20 protein-coding genes, 4 tRNA genes and 1 riboswitch are annotated in these 16,329 nt (G+C 40.6%); of the genes, 7 read left to right on the top strand and 17 right to left on the bottom strand.

All coding sequences use genetic code 11. From position 1 onward, the window contains the following. Positions 1-30 precede the first annotated feature (30 nt). Positions 31-240 carry a PA3496 family putative envelope integrity protein gene (locus tag GVX98_RS14335; RefSeq protein WP_004982817.1) on the top strand — a complete coding sequence of 70 codons (210 nt, stop codon included), beginning with the start codon at positions 31-33 and terminating at the stop codon, positions 238-240. A 70-nt stretch (positions 241-310) separates the two neighbouring features. Next, positions 311-835 carry a YecA family protein gene (locus tag GVX98_RS14330; protein WP_004695482.1) on the top strand — a complete coding sequence of 175 codons (525 nt, stop codon included), beginning with the start codon at positions 311-313 and terminating at the stop codon, positions 833-835. Positions 836-951: 116 nt separating this feature from the next. Here GVX98_RS14330 and GVX98_RS14325 read toward each other — a convergent pair whose 3' ends face one another. Next, entirely contained in the window at positions 952-1,554 is a 603-nt protein-coding gene (locus GVX98_RS14325; protein ID WP_159128458.1) for a LysE family translocator, read from the bottom strand. Between the two features lie 103 nt (positions 1,555-1,657). Between GVX98_RS14325 and GVX98_RS14320 the strand changes: the two genes are divergently transcribed. Then, on the top strand, positions 1,658-2,554 hold the full coding sequence (locus tag GVX98_RS14320) for a LysR family transcriptional regulator (RefSeq protein ID WP_159128457.1): 897 nt from the start codon (positions 1,658-1,660) through the stop codon (positions 2,552-2,554). Positions 2,555-2,614: 60 nt separating this feature from the next. Here the strand turns inward: GVX98_RS14320 and GVX98_RS14315 are convergent, their stop codons facing one another. The 4 genes from GVX98_RS14315 to GVX98_RS14300 all read right to left on the bottom strand — a co-directional run bounded on the left by GVX98_RS14315 (position 2,615) and on the right by GVX98_RS14300 (position 5,190). Further along, complete coding sequence (locus GVX98_RS14315; RefSeq protein ID WP_004695488.1) at positions 2,615-3,028, bottom strand: ABZJ_00895 family protein; 414 nt, start codon at positions 3,026-3,028, stop codon at positions 2,615-2,617. Between the two features lie 22 nt (positions 3,029-3,050). Beyond that, entirely contained in the window at positions 3,051-3,665 is a 615-nt protein-coding gene (locus GVX98_RS14310) for a DedA family protein (protein WP_159128728.1), read from the bottom strand. A 78-nt stretch (positions 3,666-3,743) separates the two neighbouring features. Beyond that, positions 3,744-4,043 carry a hypothetical protein gene (locus GVX98_RS14305; protein ID WP_058870106.1) on the bottom strand — a complete coding sequence of 100 codons (300 nt, stop codon included), beginning with the start codon at positions 4,041-4,043 and terminating at the stop codon, positions 3,744-3,746. 214 nt (positions 4,044-4,257) lie between these two features. Further along, positions 4,258-5,190: a rhodanese-related sulfurtransferase gene (locus GVX98_RS14300; protein ID WP_039890019.1), complete on the bottom strand. Its 933-nt coding sequence runs from the start codon at positions 5,188-5,190 to the stop codon at positions 4,258-4,260. Between the two features lie 180 nt (positions 5,191-5,370). On the opposite strand from GVX98_RS14300, the gene GVX98_RS14295 reads away from it, so the two are divergent. Then, positions 5,371-5,856, top strand: coding sequence for a DUF1289 domain-containing protein (locus GVX98_RS14295; protein WP_159128456.1), 486 nt, complete (start codon positions 5,371-5,373; stop codon positions 5,854-5,856). Between the two features lie 84 nt (positions 5,857-5,940). Further along, positions 5,941-6,552 carry a LysE family translocator gene (locus GVX98_RS14290; RefSeq protein ID WP_171503376.1) on the top strand — a complete coding sequence of 204 codons (612 nt, stop codon included), beginning with the start codon at positions 5,941-5,943 and terminating at the stop codon, positions 6,550-6,552. 62 nt (positions 6,553-6,614) lie between these two features. Here GVX98_RS14290 and ribB read toward each other — a convergent pair whose 3' ends face one another. Then, a complete protein-coding gene (ribB, locus tag GVX98_RS14285; RefSeq protein ID WP_159128454.1) occupies positions 6,615-7,274 on the bottom strand; it encodes a 3,4-dihydroxy-2-butanone-4-phosphate synthase in 660 nt (219 codons plus the stop codon). A gap of 105 nt (positions 7,275-7,379) precedes the next feature. Then, positions 7,380-7,542, bottom strand: a riboswitch (FMN riboswitch). A gap of 249 nt (positions 7,543-7,791) precedes the next feature. Here ribB and GVX98_RS14280 point away from each other — a divergent pair. Together GVX98_RS14280 and GVX98_RS14275 are read left to right on the top strand one after the other, a co-directional pair. After that, positions 7,792-9,576, top strand: coding sequence for a DUF2157 domain-containing protein (locus GVX98_RS14280; protein WP_159128453.1), 1,785 nt, complete (start codon positions 7,792-7,794; stop codon positions 9,574-9,576). Further along, on the top strand, positions 9,573-10,175 hold the full coding sequence (locus tag GVX98_RS14275) for a GDYXXLXY domain-containing protein (RefSeq protein WP_159128452.1): 603 nt from the start codon (positions 9,573-9,575) through the stop codon (positions 10,173-10,175). The genes GVX98_RS14280 and GVX98_RS14275 overlap by 4 nt, the downstream gene beginning before the upstream one ends. Positions 10,176-10,239: 64 nt before the next feature. Here GVX98_RS14275 and panD read toward each other — a convergent pair whose 3' ends face one another. From panD to GVX98_RS14220, 11 genes are all read right to left on the bottom strand, one after another. Next, positions 10,240-10,620 (bottom strand): aspartate 1-decarboxylase, encoded by a 381-nt coding sequence (panD, locus tag GVX98_RS14270; protein WP_004695506.1) that lies wholly within the window; start codon positions 10,618-10,620, stop codon positions 10,240-10,242. A 143-nt stretch (positions 10,621-10,763) separates the two neighbouring features. Then, positions 10,764-11,345 carry an aminoacyl-tRNA hydrolase gene (gene pth, locus GVX98_RS14265; RefSeq protein WP_159128451.1) on the bottom strand — a complete coding sequence of 194 codons (582 nt, stop codon included), beginning with the start codon at positions 11,343-11,345 and terminating at the stop codon, positions 10,764-10,766. A gap of 18 nt (positions 11,346-11,363) precedes the next feature. Beyond that, positions 11,364-11,660, bottom strand: coding sequence for a 50S ribosomal protein L25 (gene rplY / locus GVX98_RS14260; protein ID WP_159128450.1), 297 nt, complete (start codon positions 11,658-11,660; stop codon positions 11,364-11,366). 101 nt (positions 11,661-11,761) lie between these two features. Further along, positions 11,762-12,715 (bottom strand): ribose-phosphate pyrophosphokinase, encoded by a 954-nt coding sequence (locus GVX98_RS14255; RefSeq protein WP_004695513.1) that lies wholly within the window; start codon positions 12,713-12,715, stop codon positions 11,762-11,764. A 36-nt stretch (positions 12,716-12,751) separates the two neighbouring features. Continuing rightward, positions 12,752-12,826 (bottom strand) — tRNA-Gln (locus GVX98_RS14250). Between the two features lie 90 nt (positions 12,827-12,916). Next, positions 12,917-12,991, bottom strand: a tRNA-Gln gene (locus GVX98_RS14245). A 19-nt stretch (positions 12,992-13,010) separates the two neighbouring features. Beyond that, positions 13,011-13,085: transfer RNA gene (locus GVX98_RS14240), tRNA-Gln, on the bottom strand. Between the two features lie 28 nt (positions 13,086-13,113). After that, positions 13,114-13,188 (bottom strand) — tRNA-Gln (locus GVX98_RS14235). A 1-nt stretch (position 13,189) separates the two neighbouring features. Beyond that, the gene (ispE, locus tag GVX98_RS14230) at positions 13,190-14,020 is read right to left on the bottom strand and encodes a 4-(cytidine 5'-diphospho)-2-C-methyl-D-erythritol kinase (RefSeq protein ID WP_159128449.1); all 831 of its coding nucleotides are present in this window, start codon (positions 14,018-14,020) and stop codon (positions 13,190-13,192) included. A gap of 11 nt (positions 14,021-14,031) precedes the next feature. After that, positions 14,032-14,613, bottom strand: coding sequence for a lipoprotein insertase outer membrane protein LolB (gene lolB, locus GVX98_RS14225; RefSeq protein WP_004982790.1), 582 nt, complete (start codon positions 14,611-14,613; stop codon positions 14,032-14,034). Between the two features lie 5 nt (positions 14,614-14,618). Then, positions 14,619-16,328: a hypothetical protein gene (locus GVX98_RS14220; protein WP_035326991.1), complete on the bottom strand. Its 1,710-nt coding sequence runs from the start codon at positions 16,326-16,328 to the stop codon at positions 14,619-14,621. Position 16,329 lies beyond the last annotated feature (1 nt).

Here is a 16,329-nt window from a genome sequence, read left to right as displayed (position 1 = left end):
TTCACATTTTTTCACTATGAGGTAGTTTTAGTGTCTTCTACAGATTTTGAACTAGATGATAACTACGCTGATGATGATGTTAATTTTGATGAGTCATCAAGTAAAATTAGTGCGAAAGAATCATTAGAAAAACGTCGCCTGATTGATGACCTTCTTGCACAGCGCCGTTTGGAACGTGAGCTTAAAGATTTTGATTACGACATCGACGATGACGACGATTTTGACGACGAAGAAGACTAAAATCAGATGTAGCATCGTGTCTGAAAATGCTATGCTAATGCCCTAATCAGTTTCTGAATTTGGATTTGAAATGAGTGCTTTAGATTTAGACTTATTGAGTGAATATCTAGATGGTGACCAAAATGAGTATGGTCTAGATTTTGCAGCGACTCATGGTTTCTTGTGTGCAATTGCAGTTGGTCCTACTTTTGCAAAATGGTTGGATGAACTTTTTGATAATAATCAAAAGAAAGTGCCTGCCGAGATCATCGCGCAAGTGAAAGCTTGGCTTGAGTCTATTCGTCAAAACCTTGCCAATGAGGAAGGGATTGAATTTCCTTTTGAAATTGAAGAGGCCGATGTTGAGTCAAGTCTAGGGGATTGGAGCGTTGGTTTTGTCGATGCAATGTTCCTCAATGAAGATGCATGGTTCACGCCTGAGTTTGAAGAGCAACTGGTCGATCTTACTTTACCAATTATGGTATTTAGTGGAATTGATGAAGAAGATCCGCAAATGGAAACTTTCCGTCGTAACGGTCAGTTAATGGATGAGCTTGCAGAAGAAATTCCAGAGAACTTAAACGAACTTTATCTCATGTATCATACACCAGCATAATTGTTCTTGTGTCGTGACATCAGCGACGCAGGCATTATAAGCAAATAAAAAAACGTCCCTAGAGGACGTTTTTTTATGCCCAAATTTTAGGGTTTAAACGCTGGTACCACACATGCTTAGTTTGTGAGAAATAAGCAAAGTCCTAAAGTTGCGAGTACGGTACCAATGACACGGTTAATGCTCACTTGTTTGCTTAAAATTTTATTTCGAATCACTGGGGTCGAACAGAATAGTGAAATGAGCAAAAACCACAGCAGATGACTGACCGAGATAAACATGCCATAACCAATTAAATGCATCAGACCATGATTGCCTCGCAGTAACTGTGCAAAGATGCTCATCACAAATAGCGTAGTTTTGGGATTTAAACTGTTGCTAAGAAAACCTTGTATAAATGCCTGTCGTGGGCGCAGCAAAGCATGAGTTACATGGTCACTAATTTGCTGTTGGGTAAATGTTTTGTACCCGATATACATCAGATACAGTGCGCCAATATATTGAATGATATGTAATAGGTTTGGAATGTAGTGCTTTAAGAAGCTGAGCCCCAGTACACTATAGCTAATGTGGATCCATACAGCACAAGCAATACCATATGCGGTATAGATCCCTTGTTTACGCCCATATAGATAACTATTTCGGCTGACCAAAGCGAAGTCAGCACCAGGACTAATGACTGCAAGTAGGGTAATGATTGCAATCGCTATAATTTCATTCACTCATTGATCCTTGTTTGGATTGAATTAAAGGATTTATATATTTTTCATATATTTGCTATAGTGAAAATCGATTTTAATTATTGCCTATTGATGAGTTTTTGGAATGATTGAGCGTTTATCACTGAATTCTCTTAAGTTTTTTTATTATGTCGCCCGCTATGACAGTGTGACTATCGCTGCTGAAAAACTCTTTGTCACTCAAGGTGCGGTCAGTAAACAGTTAAAAAATTTGGAAGAGGCACTGGGGCATCGTTTATTTATTCGTGACGGCAAAAAGTTACAGCTGACGGGAGATGGCCTAACACTGTTTGATTGTTGTGAGCAGGTGTTTCCTCAGATTGACCAGTGCCTCGTGCAGATGACAAGAGAAAAGAAGAATGAGAAGAAGACCTTAATCTTATCCTGTGAGCCGACTATCGCCATGAAATGGCTGATTCCGCGTTTAGTTCAATTTAAGCTGCGTTATCCTGAGATTGATATCAGTTTGTTAACAGCTGGTGGAGAAGCGGATTTTAAAGCGCAAAACATTGACTTGGCCTTAAGGCGTAATGATTTTGAGTGGGGCAAGGCCATTTATAGCGAAAAAATGGCGGATGAGCATATGGTTTGTGTATCGCGTCATAATCATTTAGCCCCGATGTCACAGCTGTTTATTGCCAGTTCGCGACCTAAAGTTTGGACACAATTTAAAGATACATATAAAGCGCAGTTTAAGCATTTTGAAAAAGTAGCGTTGGAACATTTCTATTTGTGTATAGAGGCATGTTTAGCTGGTTTAGGTGCAACAGTGGTTTCAGCCTATATGGTTGAAAAAGAGCTCGATTTTCAAATGTTAGATATGCTTAGCCCTATTGTGCAAGATGGCTCCGCTTATTATTTACTTTCCGCATCTCCTTTTGAGGATGATCCAAATAAAGTCATTTTTAAAAATTGGTTGATTGAAGAAATGAGAGCCAGCCAAACAAAGTTAATGGCACTTTCCGCTCAAAAGCACTCATGACGTGCGGCATTTGATCGCTATCTATCGAGCATAAAAAAACACCTCAAACGAGGTGCTTTTTTATGGCAACTTTTTAAAACAATAGTCTGCGTACCAACCATAGGCAATATGAAAAATAGCGCCATGAATCGCGACCATACACAGCATAACGACAGCGGTGAGTCCAATGCCAGCATTATCGACGGATTTCATAATCGCTTCAGCATTGGGATTCATTAGTACTAAAAACAGTACAAAGAAACTACCGATGATAATTGCGACAGCACTTGAACCCCAAACCAGTTGAATTTTTTCATGATTGTTTGGAACACGGTGTTCTTTTTTTACGAAGTGCCCGACACTAATTAGTGCACAAGCCACTAAAGTCGGAATTAAGGTTAAGCCGCCAAGGTTTAAACCAAAGACCAGTACGGTGATTAACAGCACCAAAGCAATGCTATATACCGCCGCAAAATGCAGTAAATAGTGTTTCATGTATTCCCCCAAAATAAATAAATTAGCCGCGTGTTTTACCTAAATGTCTGCGATATAAAAACCAAAGGATAATCACAGCGACAATGGCAATAATGACATAACCGACTTTGCTAAAAATTTGATGCATCAGTGCTTGGTTTTCACCAAAGTAATAACCGACTGTTGCTAAAAATGTCGTCCAGATAATCGTACCGAGTCCACTATAAAACATGAACTTCCAAAAGGGCATACGGCTCATTCCCGCAGGGATGCTAATCAGTGAACGTACCGCAGGAATCATGCGACCAAAAAATACAATACGGTGACCATACTGCTCAAACCAATCTAAGGATTTTTTCACATCGGTGGATTTGATAAATAAATATTTACCATAGCGGTCAACCCATCTGAAAATGTGCTCTTGTTTAAATTGATAACCGATCCAATACAGCACTGCTGCGGCAAAGAGTGAACCAATACATCCTGCAATAATGACCCCAACTAAAACCAACTCGCCTTGTGAGGCGGCATAACCTGCAGAAGGCATGATAATTTCAGAAGGAATAGGCGGAAAAACATTATCAAGAAACATCAGTAAGGCTATTCCCCAATAACCCAGTTGTTCCATGACAGAGATGATCCATGCAGTGAGGTTCATATAGACCATAAAAATAAATGCGATAAGTTATCTTAAGGACTTATCGCATGTGGGTAAAGAATTGAAATGTATTGTTTTCTATTCATCGAAACGGGTATGGGTCAGGGTGTGAATATAGACTTTACGTAAGCTATAGGCCAACGCAATCGGGATTAAACTAAGCAACGTATAATTTAAGAGATTTGAACTTAAATGGTAACCAATGCCGAGGGCAATACTTGAACCAATCAACATGCCCAAAACTACGATAAATAAATGCGTGCGTTGTTCAAGCTTGGCTTTGATTTGGTTGAAGCTGGTATTGTGATATTGTTCGATACGGCTTGCTGCGGCATTGCGAATCAGTGTGCGATGGCGTGGCATGATTATTTTATGCATGGCAATCATCCTATTTTCGTCGTTTAGGTATGTCATTTTTATTGTTATGTGGAGACCTTCAGGGCACCACTTTAGCTTATTATTTATACAGTATGACTCAGATTGAGTTCAATGTTGTGACAAAATTGTTAAATATTTTTAAAAAATGCGAACTGCATAAAAGAATAAGCCCTCAAATGAGGGCTTATTCTTGACTTAAATCATCTGAATGATTTTAAAGGCGTTTACGTTTAGCCGCAGCAATTTGTGACTGGCGCATACGGAAGCCTTCTTTTTGTTTTTCTGTGGTGTTGTCGATACAGTATTTGCATGACACACCATGTTCATAGCTAGGTTCTTCTGCTTCAGCAGGAAGAAGTGGCCAACCACAAGCATGACACTTAATGTTAAGGCCTTCTTCAACACCATGAGTGACAGCAGTACGACCATCAAAAACGAAACATTCGCCTTCCCACATGCTTTGTTCAGCAGGGGTTTCTTCTAAGTATTTTAAGATGCCGCCTTTTAAGTGATAAACCTCGTTGAAACCTTCTTGAAGAAGAAGGGAGGTCGATTTTTCACAGCGGATACCACCTGTACAGAACATCGCAATTTTTTTATCTTTGTGCTGTTCAAGGTTTTGTTTAACGTATTCTGGAAATTCTCGGAAACTTTCTGTTTTCGGGTCAATAGCACCCTTAAATGTTCCAGCTTTGTATTCATAGTCATTACGAGTATCGATCAAAATGACGTCATCACGAGCAATCAGGTCATTCCATTCTTTCGGATCAAGGTAGTGACCGACTAAATCACGTGGCTTTACTTCAACGCCTAGAGTGACGATCTCTTTTTTAAGTTTGATCTTCATTTTACGAAATGGTTTGTCTGCACTGTCAGACTCTTTGTATTCCATTTCGTTAAAACCTTCATTCAGAAGGAATTGATGAATCATATCGATCGCGGCACGGTCGCCTGCAACCGTACCATTAATGCCTTCGCCCGCTACAATCAGAGTACCACATAGGTTGATGGTTTTTACCAAGTCTAAAAGACGTTGTTGAAGATCAGCAGGATCTTGAACTTCTTTGAATTGATAAAGTGCGGCAACAACCCAACCAGTCGTCGCTTGCTGTTCTACAGGTGCAAGCTGTTCTACAGTAGCGTTCATGGAGTACTCCAATGTATTTTGATAGATAATTTTAAGGCGCACATTTTACATGGAATTCAGTCAAGATGCGAGATAAGTAAACATTTTAAATGGCTTCTCAAGTGGTAGGTGAGCGTGTATATTCAGTTGCCAAAGACAAAATCCGTTTTGTTTTGGTGCGTTTATTAACAGGAGTATGTTTTGAGTACAGATCGTCGAATTGCCTCTTTGACCCCATGTGCAGGGCGTTGTTCAACGGTATTTGGTGATTCTGTGTGTCGTGGTTGTCGTCGTTTTAATCATGAAGTGATTCAGTGGAATACCTACACTTCGGAGCAGCATCGTTCAGTTTGGCAACGCTTAGATGCACAACTAGATCAAATTTTAGTGCCCATGTTACCTTTTGCTGATGTCCCGCAGGTAGAAGCTTTTGTTTTATCTAAACGCGTTCGTTTACGTCCCGATGCATCAAAAGGGCGGAAACTTTATCATGCGTTAAAAGTATGTGAAAAAAATAAGAACTTTACCGAAGAAAGTGGTTTAGGCATTCAAGCGCAGCAAGTGAAACCGATTTGGCAAGAGTTTGAACGCCGTGTTCTTGCACTTGCTACAGCCAGTTATGATTTGGCATTTTTGCGTGCTGACGCAATTCGACAACAGCTCATCCATATGGAAGAGGACGAATAAGTCCTCTTGGTTTGATATAGAAAAAGAATACTCCGCATACCTAAGCTATTTGCGAGAGTGACTGGGGAAAAGGGTTTTTCGATGGTGAATGTATTTGAACTGGCGTTGTACTGTACGGCTGTGGTGGTCATGATTGCAACACCTGGCCCAGTGATGTTGTTGGTTGCCAGTGCAGGTCTAAAAGGTGGATATAAACAAGCCTTAAAAACCATTTTTGGGACGAATTTAGCCTCTTTGGTTCTCATTGTACTGTCTGTACTCATCTTAAAAGGCTTTTTAAACATTGCAGAGCATTGGTTAAATACGATTAAGATTTTAGGCTGCGTATATATTGCCTATCTTGGTTTTCAAATTTTAAAAGAAGCAATTGCACAAGAAACAGAAACATCGCCAGTGCAATTAAAGGCAGTGCAGGGGGGCTTTAAGCAAGGTTTCTTGGTGGGGATTTCAAATCCGAAGGATATTATTTTCTTTGCTTCATTTTTCCCACAATTCATTGGGGTAACCAGTGATGTCGATATCAGTCTTGTACTGTTGACCATTCTCTGGATTATTCTAGATTTCAGCACATTGTCTTTGGTTTATTTGGGTTTTAATAAACTATCGCAGTCCGCTTTGTACAATAAGTTATTAGGCGTTTGTGGTGCGATATTAGTCAGCATTGCGCTCTATGGTATTTATACTGTCTTTGCTTGATGCTGATGGTATTACATCAAAAAGCCTCAAACATAGAGGCTTTTTGATGGAGAGCCTAAAAATTAGACTCCGTGTTTAATGCGATATTGCACCAATTCTTCAATGGTGATCACAGTCAACTGATGCGTTTGAGCATATGCCAACACTTGAATGCCAGAGGCCATAGTTCCATCGGCATTGGTCAGTTCACACAAGACACCTGCTGGTTTTAAGCCTGCTAAACGTGCTAAATCAATCGTCCCTTCGGTATGACCGCGACGGGTGAGCACACCACCTTGGCGTGCACGAAGCGGGAATACATGACCAGGGCGGTTTAAGTCGCTGGCAACAGCCCCATCTTTAATTGCTGCTTTGACTGTGGTGGTACGATCTTGCGCAGACACACCTGTGGTCACGCCAGTTGCAGCTTCAATGGTCACAGTGAATGCTGTTTTAAACTGACTTGAGTTATCTGACACCATAGGCATAAGCTCTAAGTGATCGGCCAGTTCATCGGTCAGACATAAACAGACAATGCCAGAACCATCACGAATCATACGTGCCATTGTTTCGACGGTGAGGGTTTCAGCAGCCACAATGAGGTCGGCTTCGTTTTCACGGTCAAAGTCATCCATCACCAAAACAGGTTTGCCTCGGCGGATATCTTCTAAAGCTTGTTGGATACGTTGTTCAGCTGGAGAAAGGGCTGAAAAGAAAATTTCGGGTTGAATCAAACTAGACATTGAAACGCTCGCGTAAAATTGAAGTACGGTTGAACATTTCAGGACTTTGAAAAATTGGCGTAGCAATAAATCCTCACAGGTTTGTACCTGAGATTCTATTGGTCACGTCGTCTTCTTTCATCCGGACTATACCGTCGGCTTTGGAATTGAACCAAATCTGCGAGCCAAATAGATGATTTCTGCTTGGCTGGCTCGTGGGCTGATTCAGTTTTAATAATTCAACTGAACTTACCACCGGTGGGGAATTACACCCCGCCCTGAAGCGATGTAAATCCATTATAGTGCTAAATATTTAGAAAAACAGGGGGGAGTTTTAGAATGATCAGTTTTATACATAGAACAAATTTTGCTATAGCTTTGCTAAAGTTCAACAATCTCTTTGCGTGATTTAACTTAGTATGGGTATAAGGTTTCAAAATGAATGCCCAAAATAAAGGGCATAACTTAAATGAGTATAGCCTTTCTAGGTTGAATCCTTTTAAATAATGAAGATAAAAATAAGAGTGAGGAGTTAGGATTGATCAAAACTCAACAATATGATTATCCTTGGAATGCTGAATCCTTTATAAAGCATCTGCAAGTTTTTGGCTTTACCCTCATTGCGGTCAGTATGCTGTATTTGGTTGCTGCCAATTGGTTTATGTTGCCACAAAATATTCAGCTGGCTATTCCTCAGTTGTTATTGTTACTTAGTGCGGTTTGTAGCTTGTGGCTGACAAAACATGATTTTCTCGTGCAATGTTTACATAGTATCTGTGGTTTGATGATTGGTTTAAGTTTGGCTGTGATTGGTCAAATTTATCAAACGGGTGCTGACAGCTATTTATTATTTTTACTTTGGTCTGTGCTGCTTTTACCGTGGTTATATCGTCCGAATATCGGTGTATTTTTCCTTTTATGTATTATCAGCCAATTGGCACTGTTTCTGTTTTTTATCCAAACCTTTTGGGGGGATCAATATCCAAATCTCTTTTTAATCTGTATTCATGTATTTGCACTGATTCAATTCTATTTCTGCAATAAATATTATTCGAAACTTCGTTATTTATTCTTGCTGTGGTTTGCCATTCTCTCGATTTGGCATATGGCGATGTATCTCTATGCGGATAAAAGCATTCTTTATTTCACAGTGTCTTTTCTCTTGTTGGGCATTTCACTGGCTTACTATTATCAAAATAAAGATCAGCTATGTAGTGCACTTTCAGCCGTTGGCTTAGGCATTAGCTTTACCTTGATCATTGTGAAGGCGGTGACGGAGTGGTTTGGTCAGAATGAAATTTTTGAATTATTTTTTATCGCACTGATTATTTTTGCGTGGTTTGCTTTCATCACTTACATGTTGATTAAATTTATTCCACATAGTCGGTTCAATGCTATTCCCCTTGCTGTGGGAGCTTGGATTGCGGGTATCGTCTTTGCAACGTTGATGCTGACCTTTTGGGGGAATTTCTCCTTGATTATGGGCATTGTCTTTGTAGTGTTGGCAGCTTATCTGTTAAAAGCCAAACAAAGTTTGTTTTTAAGACAATTTGCTTATTGTCTTTGGGTTGCAGGACAAATTGCGGTGATCTTTCACACCGTTGATTTAATCAATCAAATTCTTCCTATTCTATTTTTACAATTGGCGATGCTAGTACTCGCTTATTTTATGCGAACACATTGGTTCTTTGTCTTTGTTCAAATTTTGGGTTTATATGCAGCAGGTGTGGCGTGTATTTGGGATATTAATGCACATCTCAGTTGGCGTAATATTGTTGAGAATTTTGTTTATCTAGCACTTTGGAATTATGTTTTTTATCTGGGAATTTTGGTCATAAAATTCATACAGCCAACTGAATATCAACGCAGTTTATTACTTTCTGCACTTGGGATTATTCTATTTTCTATGGGTTTTTATACTTTATTTGGGAAATACGAATTAGCGAAAATTGAGCACATTCCTATATTGGCTTTTGGCCTACCGATTTTATGGTTTGTACTTTTTGTCTTTTTACATATTCAAAAGCAGTTTCATTTATTTGCGCATTTTATTTTGACTATTTTTGCTGCGGGACTGATTTTTTATGGTTATTTCGATATTTTTATTTGTTTGGCCATCATTTCATGGGCATTAAAAACACAAGATAAAGTGATCTATGGATTTGCGCTGGCAACTTTCGCTTTAATTTTAGGGTTTTTATATTATTCCCTTGACGTGACCTTTCTAATTAAAAGTTTAAGCATGTTCTTGTCAGGTCTGATATTGCTCTTGCTGACATTGAGCTTGATGCTATTTAAGCAAAAAGAGGAGTTCGGCATATGAAGAAAATGATTCCTCTTGTTTTGGCATTACTCAGTATCGCGATGTTTTTAGGCTTAATTTTTAAAAATGAATGGCACTTAAACAATAGTCAAACCATGTATGTGCGTTTGCAACCTGTAGACCCGCGTTCGATTATTCAGGGGGATTATATGGCACTGAATTATCAACTTTATTTTGCGCCTCAGCATTTGAGTCCAGAAAGTACCAACCAAGCCAACAGCAATCAAGAAGATCAGATTTTTTCAGGTCATTATTTTGATGAAGTGATTAAGAACAAGTCTTCGGTGCTCACTCATGTTGAACTCGATTCACAGAGGCGCGTGATCCATAGTTATTTTGAGTTGCCGAAAAATGTTCGTACAGCTCGACTGATTTTACAAAACCCGAATAATCGCTATAACGGGCTTTATGCTGCGTCGAGAAGTTTTTTATTTGCAGAAGGTTTAGCCGATTGTTATCAGCAGGCAGAATATGCTGAGTTTAAAGTCGATGAGCAGGGCAATGCGATACTCACGGCATTGAAAGGTGATCAGCTACAAGATTTAGGCTGTGAGAGCAAACGAGATTGGTTGAGCGGGTTTCGTGCTACTCAGAATTGATCCAATTGCATTATTCTGCTCATAAAAAAATCCGCACGCAGCGGATTTTTTTAATCTATTGGGCTTAAGCCACTTGTACTGGAATACAGTTTGCCATGTGACTTACAGTATTGTCTGGATTTGCATAAACTAAACGTGGTTTATGTGCATTTGCTTCAGCTTCTGTAAAATCACCAAAGGTAGCAATAATCATTAAATCGCCTACATCGGCCTGATGTGCTGCACCACCATTGACTGAAATGATGCCAGAACCTTCTTCACCACGAATTGCATAGGTACTGAAACGCTTACCATTAGTCACGTTCCACATGTGAATTTCTTCATATTCGCGGATACCGGCTAAATCCAATAAAAGACCATCGATTGCACATGAACCTTCATAATGAAGTTCAGCTTGAGTAACAACACAACGGTGGATTTTTGCTTTTAATAAACGAGATAGCATGGCTAGCGTCTCCTGAGTGGACCTAAGATCGTTATCTTATGGTTGAATCAATCTGAACTTGCTGGATAAGCAATCAGGCAAGCGCATTTTGCCTTTAAAATGACAGTATGGCAAGCAGCATGGTTCAACATTTTTTTGACTTATCAGTTTGGTTTGTAAGCATTGATTTGATTCATGGCAGGCTGAATCTCACCATTCACCAGCATTTTAGTGCGAGCTAATGCGTGATGGATTGCGTCATCCATTAAATTTTGTTCATTGCTTGGTGCTTTGCTTAAGACATGTCCTGAAACACGTTCTTTTGAACCGGGGTGACCAATACCAATGCGTAAGCGATGGAAATTTGGACCGATATGAGGGACTATGTCACGTAAACCATTATGACCACCATGACCACCACCTGTTTTTAGGCGAATGACACCAGGGTTCATATCCAGTTCATCGTGAGCAATCAGTATTGCTTCTGGAGCAATATTGTAGAATTTTGCGAAGGGAACAACACTTTTACCAACAAGGTTCATAAAGGTTGTGGGTAATAGCAGACGGACGTCTTGACCTTCGATATTACCACGCCCACTCATTCCATTGAATTTTGGGTCTTTTTTAAGCATAATGCCATATTGTTCTGCAAGGCGTTCAACAAACCAAAAGCCTGCATTATGGCGGGTTTGGGCATACTCAGAACCTGGGTTGCCCAAACCAACAATCAGTGAAATATTTGACACTAATTACACCAATAACACTTATGCGCGAACGAAGTCAGCGTGCATAGGCGTGTTTTTAGCTGGGTGACGTTGTAACGCTTTGATTTTAACGCTTTCAACTTTTTCGCCAACTTTGATTTCAACAACTTCTTCGAAGAAAGCGTTGTTTTCTAAAGCTTTAACAAGCTCACGAAGTTCTAAAGTAACAGCTACAGGTTCAGCAGCACCACCGTAGATGATAGCTGGAACTTGAGCAGCGTGACGAAGGCGGCGGCTCGCACCTTTCCCTTGGTTAGCTGCTTCACGCGCTTGAGCGTTTAATACGAAGTTTGCCATGATAGACATCCTTAATTTAAGTTTTAAATAAACTAGATCTGCGACCGACCTAGTGAGACAAAGCCCTGCACTGGGCAGGGCTTTTAAAATTCAGCGCTATATTATAGATAAGAATCAAACATTGCGCTAATAGATTCTTCGTTGTTAATACGACGAATTGTTTCAGCAACCATACTCGCAACTGAAACTTGGCGAATCTTACCAAGAGCTTGAGCTTCTTCAGAAAGAGGAATGGTGTCTGTAACAACCAATTCATCAATCACAGAGTTTTTCAAGTTTTCGATAGCTTTACCTGATAAAACAGGGTGAGTTGCATAAGCAACCACTTTGCGCGCACCAAATGTTTTCAATGCATCAGCAGCTTTACATAACGTACCTGCAGTATCCACCATGTCATCTACGATGACGCAGTCACGGCCTTTAACATCACCAATCAAGTGCATGACTTGTGATTCGTTTGCCTTTTGACGACGTTTGTCGATGATAGCAAGGTCAATATCGCCCATTTGTTTAGCAACAGCACGTGCACGAACGACACCGCCAACGTCAGGAGAAACCACCATGAGGTTATCATGTGATTGTTGACGAAGGTCAGCTAAAAGCGCTGGTGTACCGTAGATGTTGTCTACAGGGATATCGAAGAAACCTTGGATTTGGTCAGCGTGAAGGTCGATCATTACCACACGGTCAATTCCTACAGTTGTCAGCATATCTGCGACAACTTTTGCAGTAATTGGAACACGTGATGAACGAGGACGACGGTCTTGACGCGCATAACCGAAATAAGGAATCACTGCGGTAATACGACCAGCACTTGCACGACGCAAAGCATCAGCCATAACGAGGATTTCCATCAGGTTATCATTCGTTGGGGCACAAGTAGGTTGTACGATAAATACGTCTTTACCACGAACATTTTCAGTAATTTCGACAGCAATTTCACCGTCAGAAAATTGACCAATAGATGCAGCACCTAAAGGGATGTGCAAGTGGCTTACGACTTTTTGGGCGAATTGTGGATGTGCAGATCCACTAAAAACGACAAGATTGGGCATGAAGCACCCTTGGCGGTTGGCAATTTAGGAATTAGATGGCAGGGGTAGCTGGATTCGAACCAACGGATGCCGATATCAAAAACCGGTGCCTTACCACTTGGCGATACCCCTAATGCGGCAGAACTTTAATATTTTTGCGTCATTCTGTCAAGGTAAATTAACAGTAGAACAGCAAAGTGTTGTTCTGTCTTTTTTGGAAAATGGCAGGGGTAGCTGGACTCGAACCAACGGATGCCGATATCAAAAACCGGTGCCTTACCACTTGGCGATACCCCTAAATTTGATTACTGTAAAATGGCAGGGGTAGCTGGATTCGAACCAACGGATGCCGATATCAAAAACCGGTGCCTTACCACTTGGCGATACCCCTAGTACAGTCATCTACAGGTGAAATAAAATGGCAGGGGTAGCTGGATTCGAACCAACGGATGCCGATATCAAAAACCGGTGCCTTACCACTTGGCGATACCCCTATCAGGTAACGTGGAAATGTCTTATTGGTGATTCATTCAAGCTGTTGACCAAGTAAGCTTTACATGGTGCATTTGCAAGAATATCATCAATGTTCATATCACTCGTTACTTCAGCAAAAACACAAGCACCTGTACCTGTAAGTTTTGCAACACCGAACTGGTCGAGATATTGCATCGCTTCATCTACTTCTGGATATAAACTTCTTGCCAAAGGCTCAAAATTATTTCCAAAATCAGATGGCTTTAACTGATAGGCGCAAAATTTAGAGCTCTTCGTGTTTCTTGTCAATGTTTTTTGTGAAAAAAGCAATTGAGTGCTGATAAAACAATCAGGTTTTAGCACAATGTATTGTTTTTGATCTAAGTCTATGAATGTTAAGTGCTCACCTATACCTTCAGCCCATGCATTGCGACCATGGACAAAGATGGGAACGTCTGCGCCTAACTGAACACCCAAGTCTGCTAATTGCTCAGTATTTAGCCCGCATTGCCACAGTTGATTGACCACGATTAATGTCGTCGCGGCATCCGATGAACCGCCACCTAAGCCTGCACCCATCGGAATATTTTTTTCAAGACGAATGGATAAACCGGTGGCTGTTTGTGCATACGGCTTAAGTATCTGTGTCGCTTTATAAATCAGATTTTGACTCAAATCGACACTGTTTAAACCTTCAATATGAATCTCTTGATCCGTACGAGGCTCAAATTCCAACCAATCACACAGATCGATCAACTGAAAAATACTTTGCAGTTCATGGTAGCCGTTTTCACGGCGACCCGTAATGTGTAAAAACAAATTCAGCTTTGATGGGGCAGGGACACGGATCATAACGAGATAAACTAGCGGTTTTGAATGACCATTGTAATACGGTTTTCTGCACCATTTTCAAGTGCTTGTTTTAAAATTAACCGATTTGGCATATGGGCTTGTTCGTTATAGCTCAGCTCAACGCTCCAACCATCTTCAATGATCTGTACTGCTCGTTTGGCACTGTCACGTTGGATTTGTGCTTGAACTGTTGCGGGTTTGGCCTGAACCCAATTGACTAAATGGGTGATGGGTGCCTGCCAACCAGTTGCTGTTTTTAAAAGTTCTTCAGGAGTTTCTGCTTGAATCAACCCAGTTTTAGCACTATTCAGGCTAACTTCACCTGGACGACCGGTAATTTGCGTTTTACCAACGCCTAAAATTCCACTGAGTTCAATATCAAATTCTTGTTGCTGTTGTACCCATGTAAAAAAAGCACTGCCTGTTTGTTCAGGTGTACGCACCCCAATTTTACCCTGTAAGCTAAATTGTTGATCAGATTCGGTTTGTATGGTGTTTGGGTCAAGCTGTGGTTTGGTAAACTGTTGACAGCCTGTTAGTGCCAAGCTACTTGCAGCAAGTAAGCTTAAGCTCAGATTTGAGAAAATACGCATAAAAACTATGAGCTCTTTTTCAGTTGTTGGGGTAACAATAAAGTATTGAGTTGATCCAATTGAGGATCATTTGGATGTTTTTGTTTGAGTTGTTGTAACACAGTGGAGAATTTTTGCAGATCACCGAGCATATAGACTGAACGTGCATAACGCACGCCAATATTGACACTACCACTGATGATGTAGGCTTTTTCTAAGACTTTGGCTGAAGTGCTAAAGTCATTTTGTAAGTAACAAATAAAGCCTAAGGTATCTAAGATGGAGGCTTGTTCGGGGGCATATTCTAAAGCATGTTCAACAAATCTACGTGCATCATCTAAGCGTCTGTTTTGCAAGGCTAGAGTGTATGCATAAGCATTGAGATAGGTTGGGCTATTAGGCTCGATGCTTAACAGTTGATTCAGCAACTTCTCTAGTTTGTCTTTATCCGTATGTGGATCCAACATTAGCACTTCAGAATAGATCAGTTCAGGATCATCCGGTAAGTTTTTAATCGCCTCATCTAACAGTCGCATGGCTGCAGCTTTGTTATTCATGCGCTTTAAAATATCGGCTTGCGCCTGATACAAAAAACTTGCATGTTGTGGGTAGTTCACGCGTTCTTGGGTTAGGAAGCGTAAAGCATCGTTGGGTTTGTTTTGCTGGGTATAGATACTGATGAGGCTACGACGCGATACGGTATACAGGCTACCATCGACCAGACGATAGTAGGCTTTTGCTGTTTCAAAATGCTGTTTTCGCTCAGCATTCACTGCTAGATAGTAATAGGCTTCATTTTGATATTCGGCCGAATTACGTAGTTCAACCAGATATTTTTCCGCTTTTTCGTACTTCTTTAAGTCAATACTGGTTAACCCCGCAATAAACAAGGCTTCTTCTTGTTTAGGCCATTTTTTAATCAAGCTCTCAAGCTTGGTTAAGGCCTCATTTGACGCATTAATTTTTATTAGATATTTGGCTTCGGCTAAACGGACATCGACATTGTCGCGGTGTTTACGACTCGATTTTGAATACCAATTACGGGTTTCTTCCTCTTGGCCGAGTGCGCTGAGTAAGTTGGCCTTCATCAAAATGTAGCCTGTGACTTTTCCGCGCTTTTTTAGGGCTTTATTAATGGTGGTTAGGGCTTGGTCAAGCTGGCCATTTTGAGCCTCTAAACCTGCAATCAACGCCAAAATAGAGGGATTGTTCCGCTCCTTACTCGAACGTAACGCTTGAATGAGAATTTCTTGATCTTCAGGTTCTTCAGGGGCAATTCCAGCAAGGATTTGCTCTAAATCAGCATTGGCATCAATGTTGAGAATTTTATCGAGCGTTTCAGCCGCGAGTTCATATTCATGTGCTTTGAGTGCAATGTGCGACAAATAAAATAAGGCTGGAACATCGGTAGGCTCTTGCACCACCCAATGCGTTGCAATGTCGAGTGCGGCATGCAAATCATTTTGTTCAAGGGCAATATTTAAAGCGCGTTGTTTAATAGTGGTGGAATTACTTTTAATCGCCAGCACAGTATAGTTGTGCAAGGCAGTCGCGCTGTCTTGGTAAGCCAGTGCAAATTCGGCAATCATACTTTGTTGAATTGCATCATAATTAGATAGCGAAAAATCTCCAGCTGCTCTAAGATGAGCACTAGATGCCATGCTACCGACGAGTAAGAATGTGGTAGAATATTGCTTAATTCTCGCGCCGCTCAGTCGGCAATGTGTTTGACGCAAT

It is taken from the genome of Acinetobacter sp. 8I-beige (genome assembly GCF_902505955.1).
Classification (GTDB): domain Bacteria; phylum Pseudomonadota; class Gammaproteobacteria; order Pseudomonadales; family Moraxellaceae; genus Acinetobacter; species Acinetobacter johnsonii.
This window is presented reverse-complemented; position numbering and strand designations above follow the sequence as displayed.

What these genes read in the sequence shown, in the direction of transcription:
- ispE (WP_159128449.1), bottom strand. Translation starts at nt 14,020, where the DNA reads ATGATCCGTGTCCCTGCCCCATCAAAGCTGAATTTGTTTTTACACATT.
- GVX98_RS14255 (WP_004695513.1), bottom strand. Translation starts at nt 12,715, where the DNA reads ATGCCCAATCTTGTCGTTTTTAGTGGATCTGCACATCCACAATTCGCC.
- GVX98_RS14315 (WP_004695488.1), bottom strand. Translation starts at nt 3,028, where the DNA reads ATGAAACACTATTTACTGCATTTTGCGGCGGTATATAGCATTGCTTTG.
- GVX98_RS14330 (WP_004695482.1), top strand. Translation starts at nt 311, where the DNA reads ATGAGTGCTTTAGATTTAGACTTATTGAGTGAATATCTAGATGGTGAC.
- GVX98_RS14275 (WP_159128452.1), top strand. Translation starts at nt 9,573, where the DNA reads ATGAAGAAAATGATTCCTCTTGTTTTGGCATTACTCAGTATCGCGATG.
- panD (WP_004695506.1), bottom strand. Translation starts at nt 10,620, where the DNA reads ATGCTATCTCGTTTATTAAAAGCAAAAATCCACCGTTGTGTTGTTACT.
- rplY (WP_159128450.1), bottom strand. Translation starts at nt 11,660, where the DNA reads ATGGCAAACTTCGTATTAAACGCTCAAGCGCGTGAAGCAGCTAACCAA.
- GVX98_RS14300 (WP_039890019.1), bottom strand. Translation starts at nt 5,190, where the DNA reads ATGAACGCTACTGTAGAACAGCTTGCACCTGTAGAACAGCAAGCGACG.
- GVX98_RS14320 (WP_159128457.1), top strand. Translation starts at nt 1,658, where the DNA reads ATGATTGAGCGTTTATCACTGAATTCTCTTAAGTTTTTTTATTATGTC.
- GVX98_RS14310 (WP_159128728.1), bottom strand. Translation starts at nt 3,665, where the DNA reads ATGAACCTCACTGCATGGATCATCTCTGTCATGGAACAACTGGGTTAT.
- GVX98_RS14305 (WP_058870106.1), bottom strand. Translation starts at nt 4,043, where the DNA reads ATGCATAAAATAATCATGCCACGCCATCGCACACTGATTCGCAATGCC.
- ribB (WP_159128454.1), bottom strand. Translation starts at nt 7,274, where the DNA reads ATGTCTAGTTTGATTCAACCCGAAATTTTCTTTTCAGCCCTTTCTCCA.
- lolB (WP_004982790.1), bottom strand. Translation starts at nt 14,613, where the DNA reads ATGCGTATTTTCTCAAATCTGAGCTTAAGCTTACTTGCTGCAAGTAGC.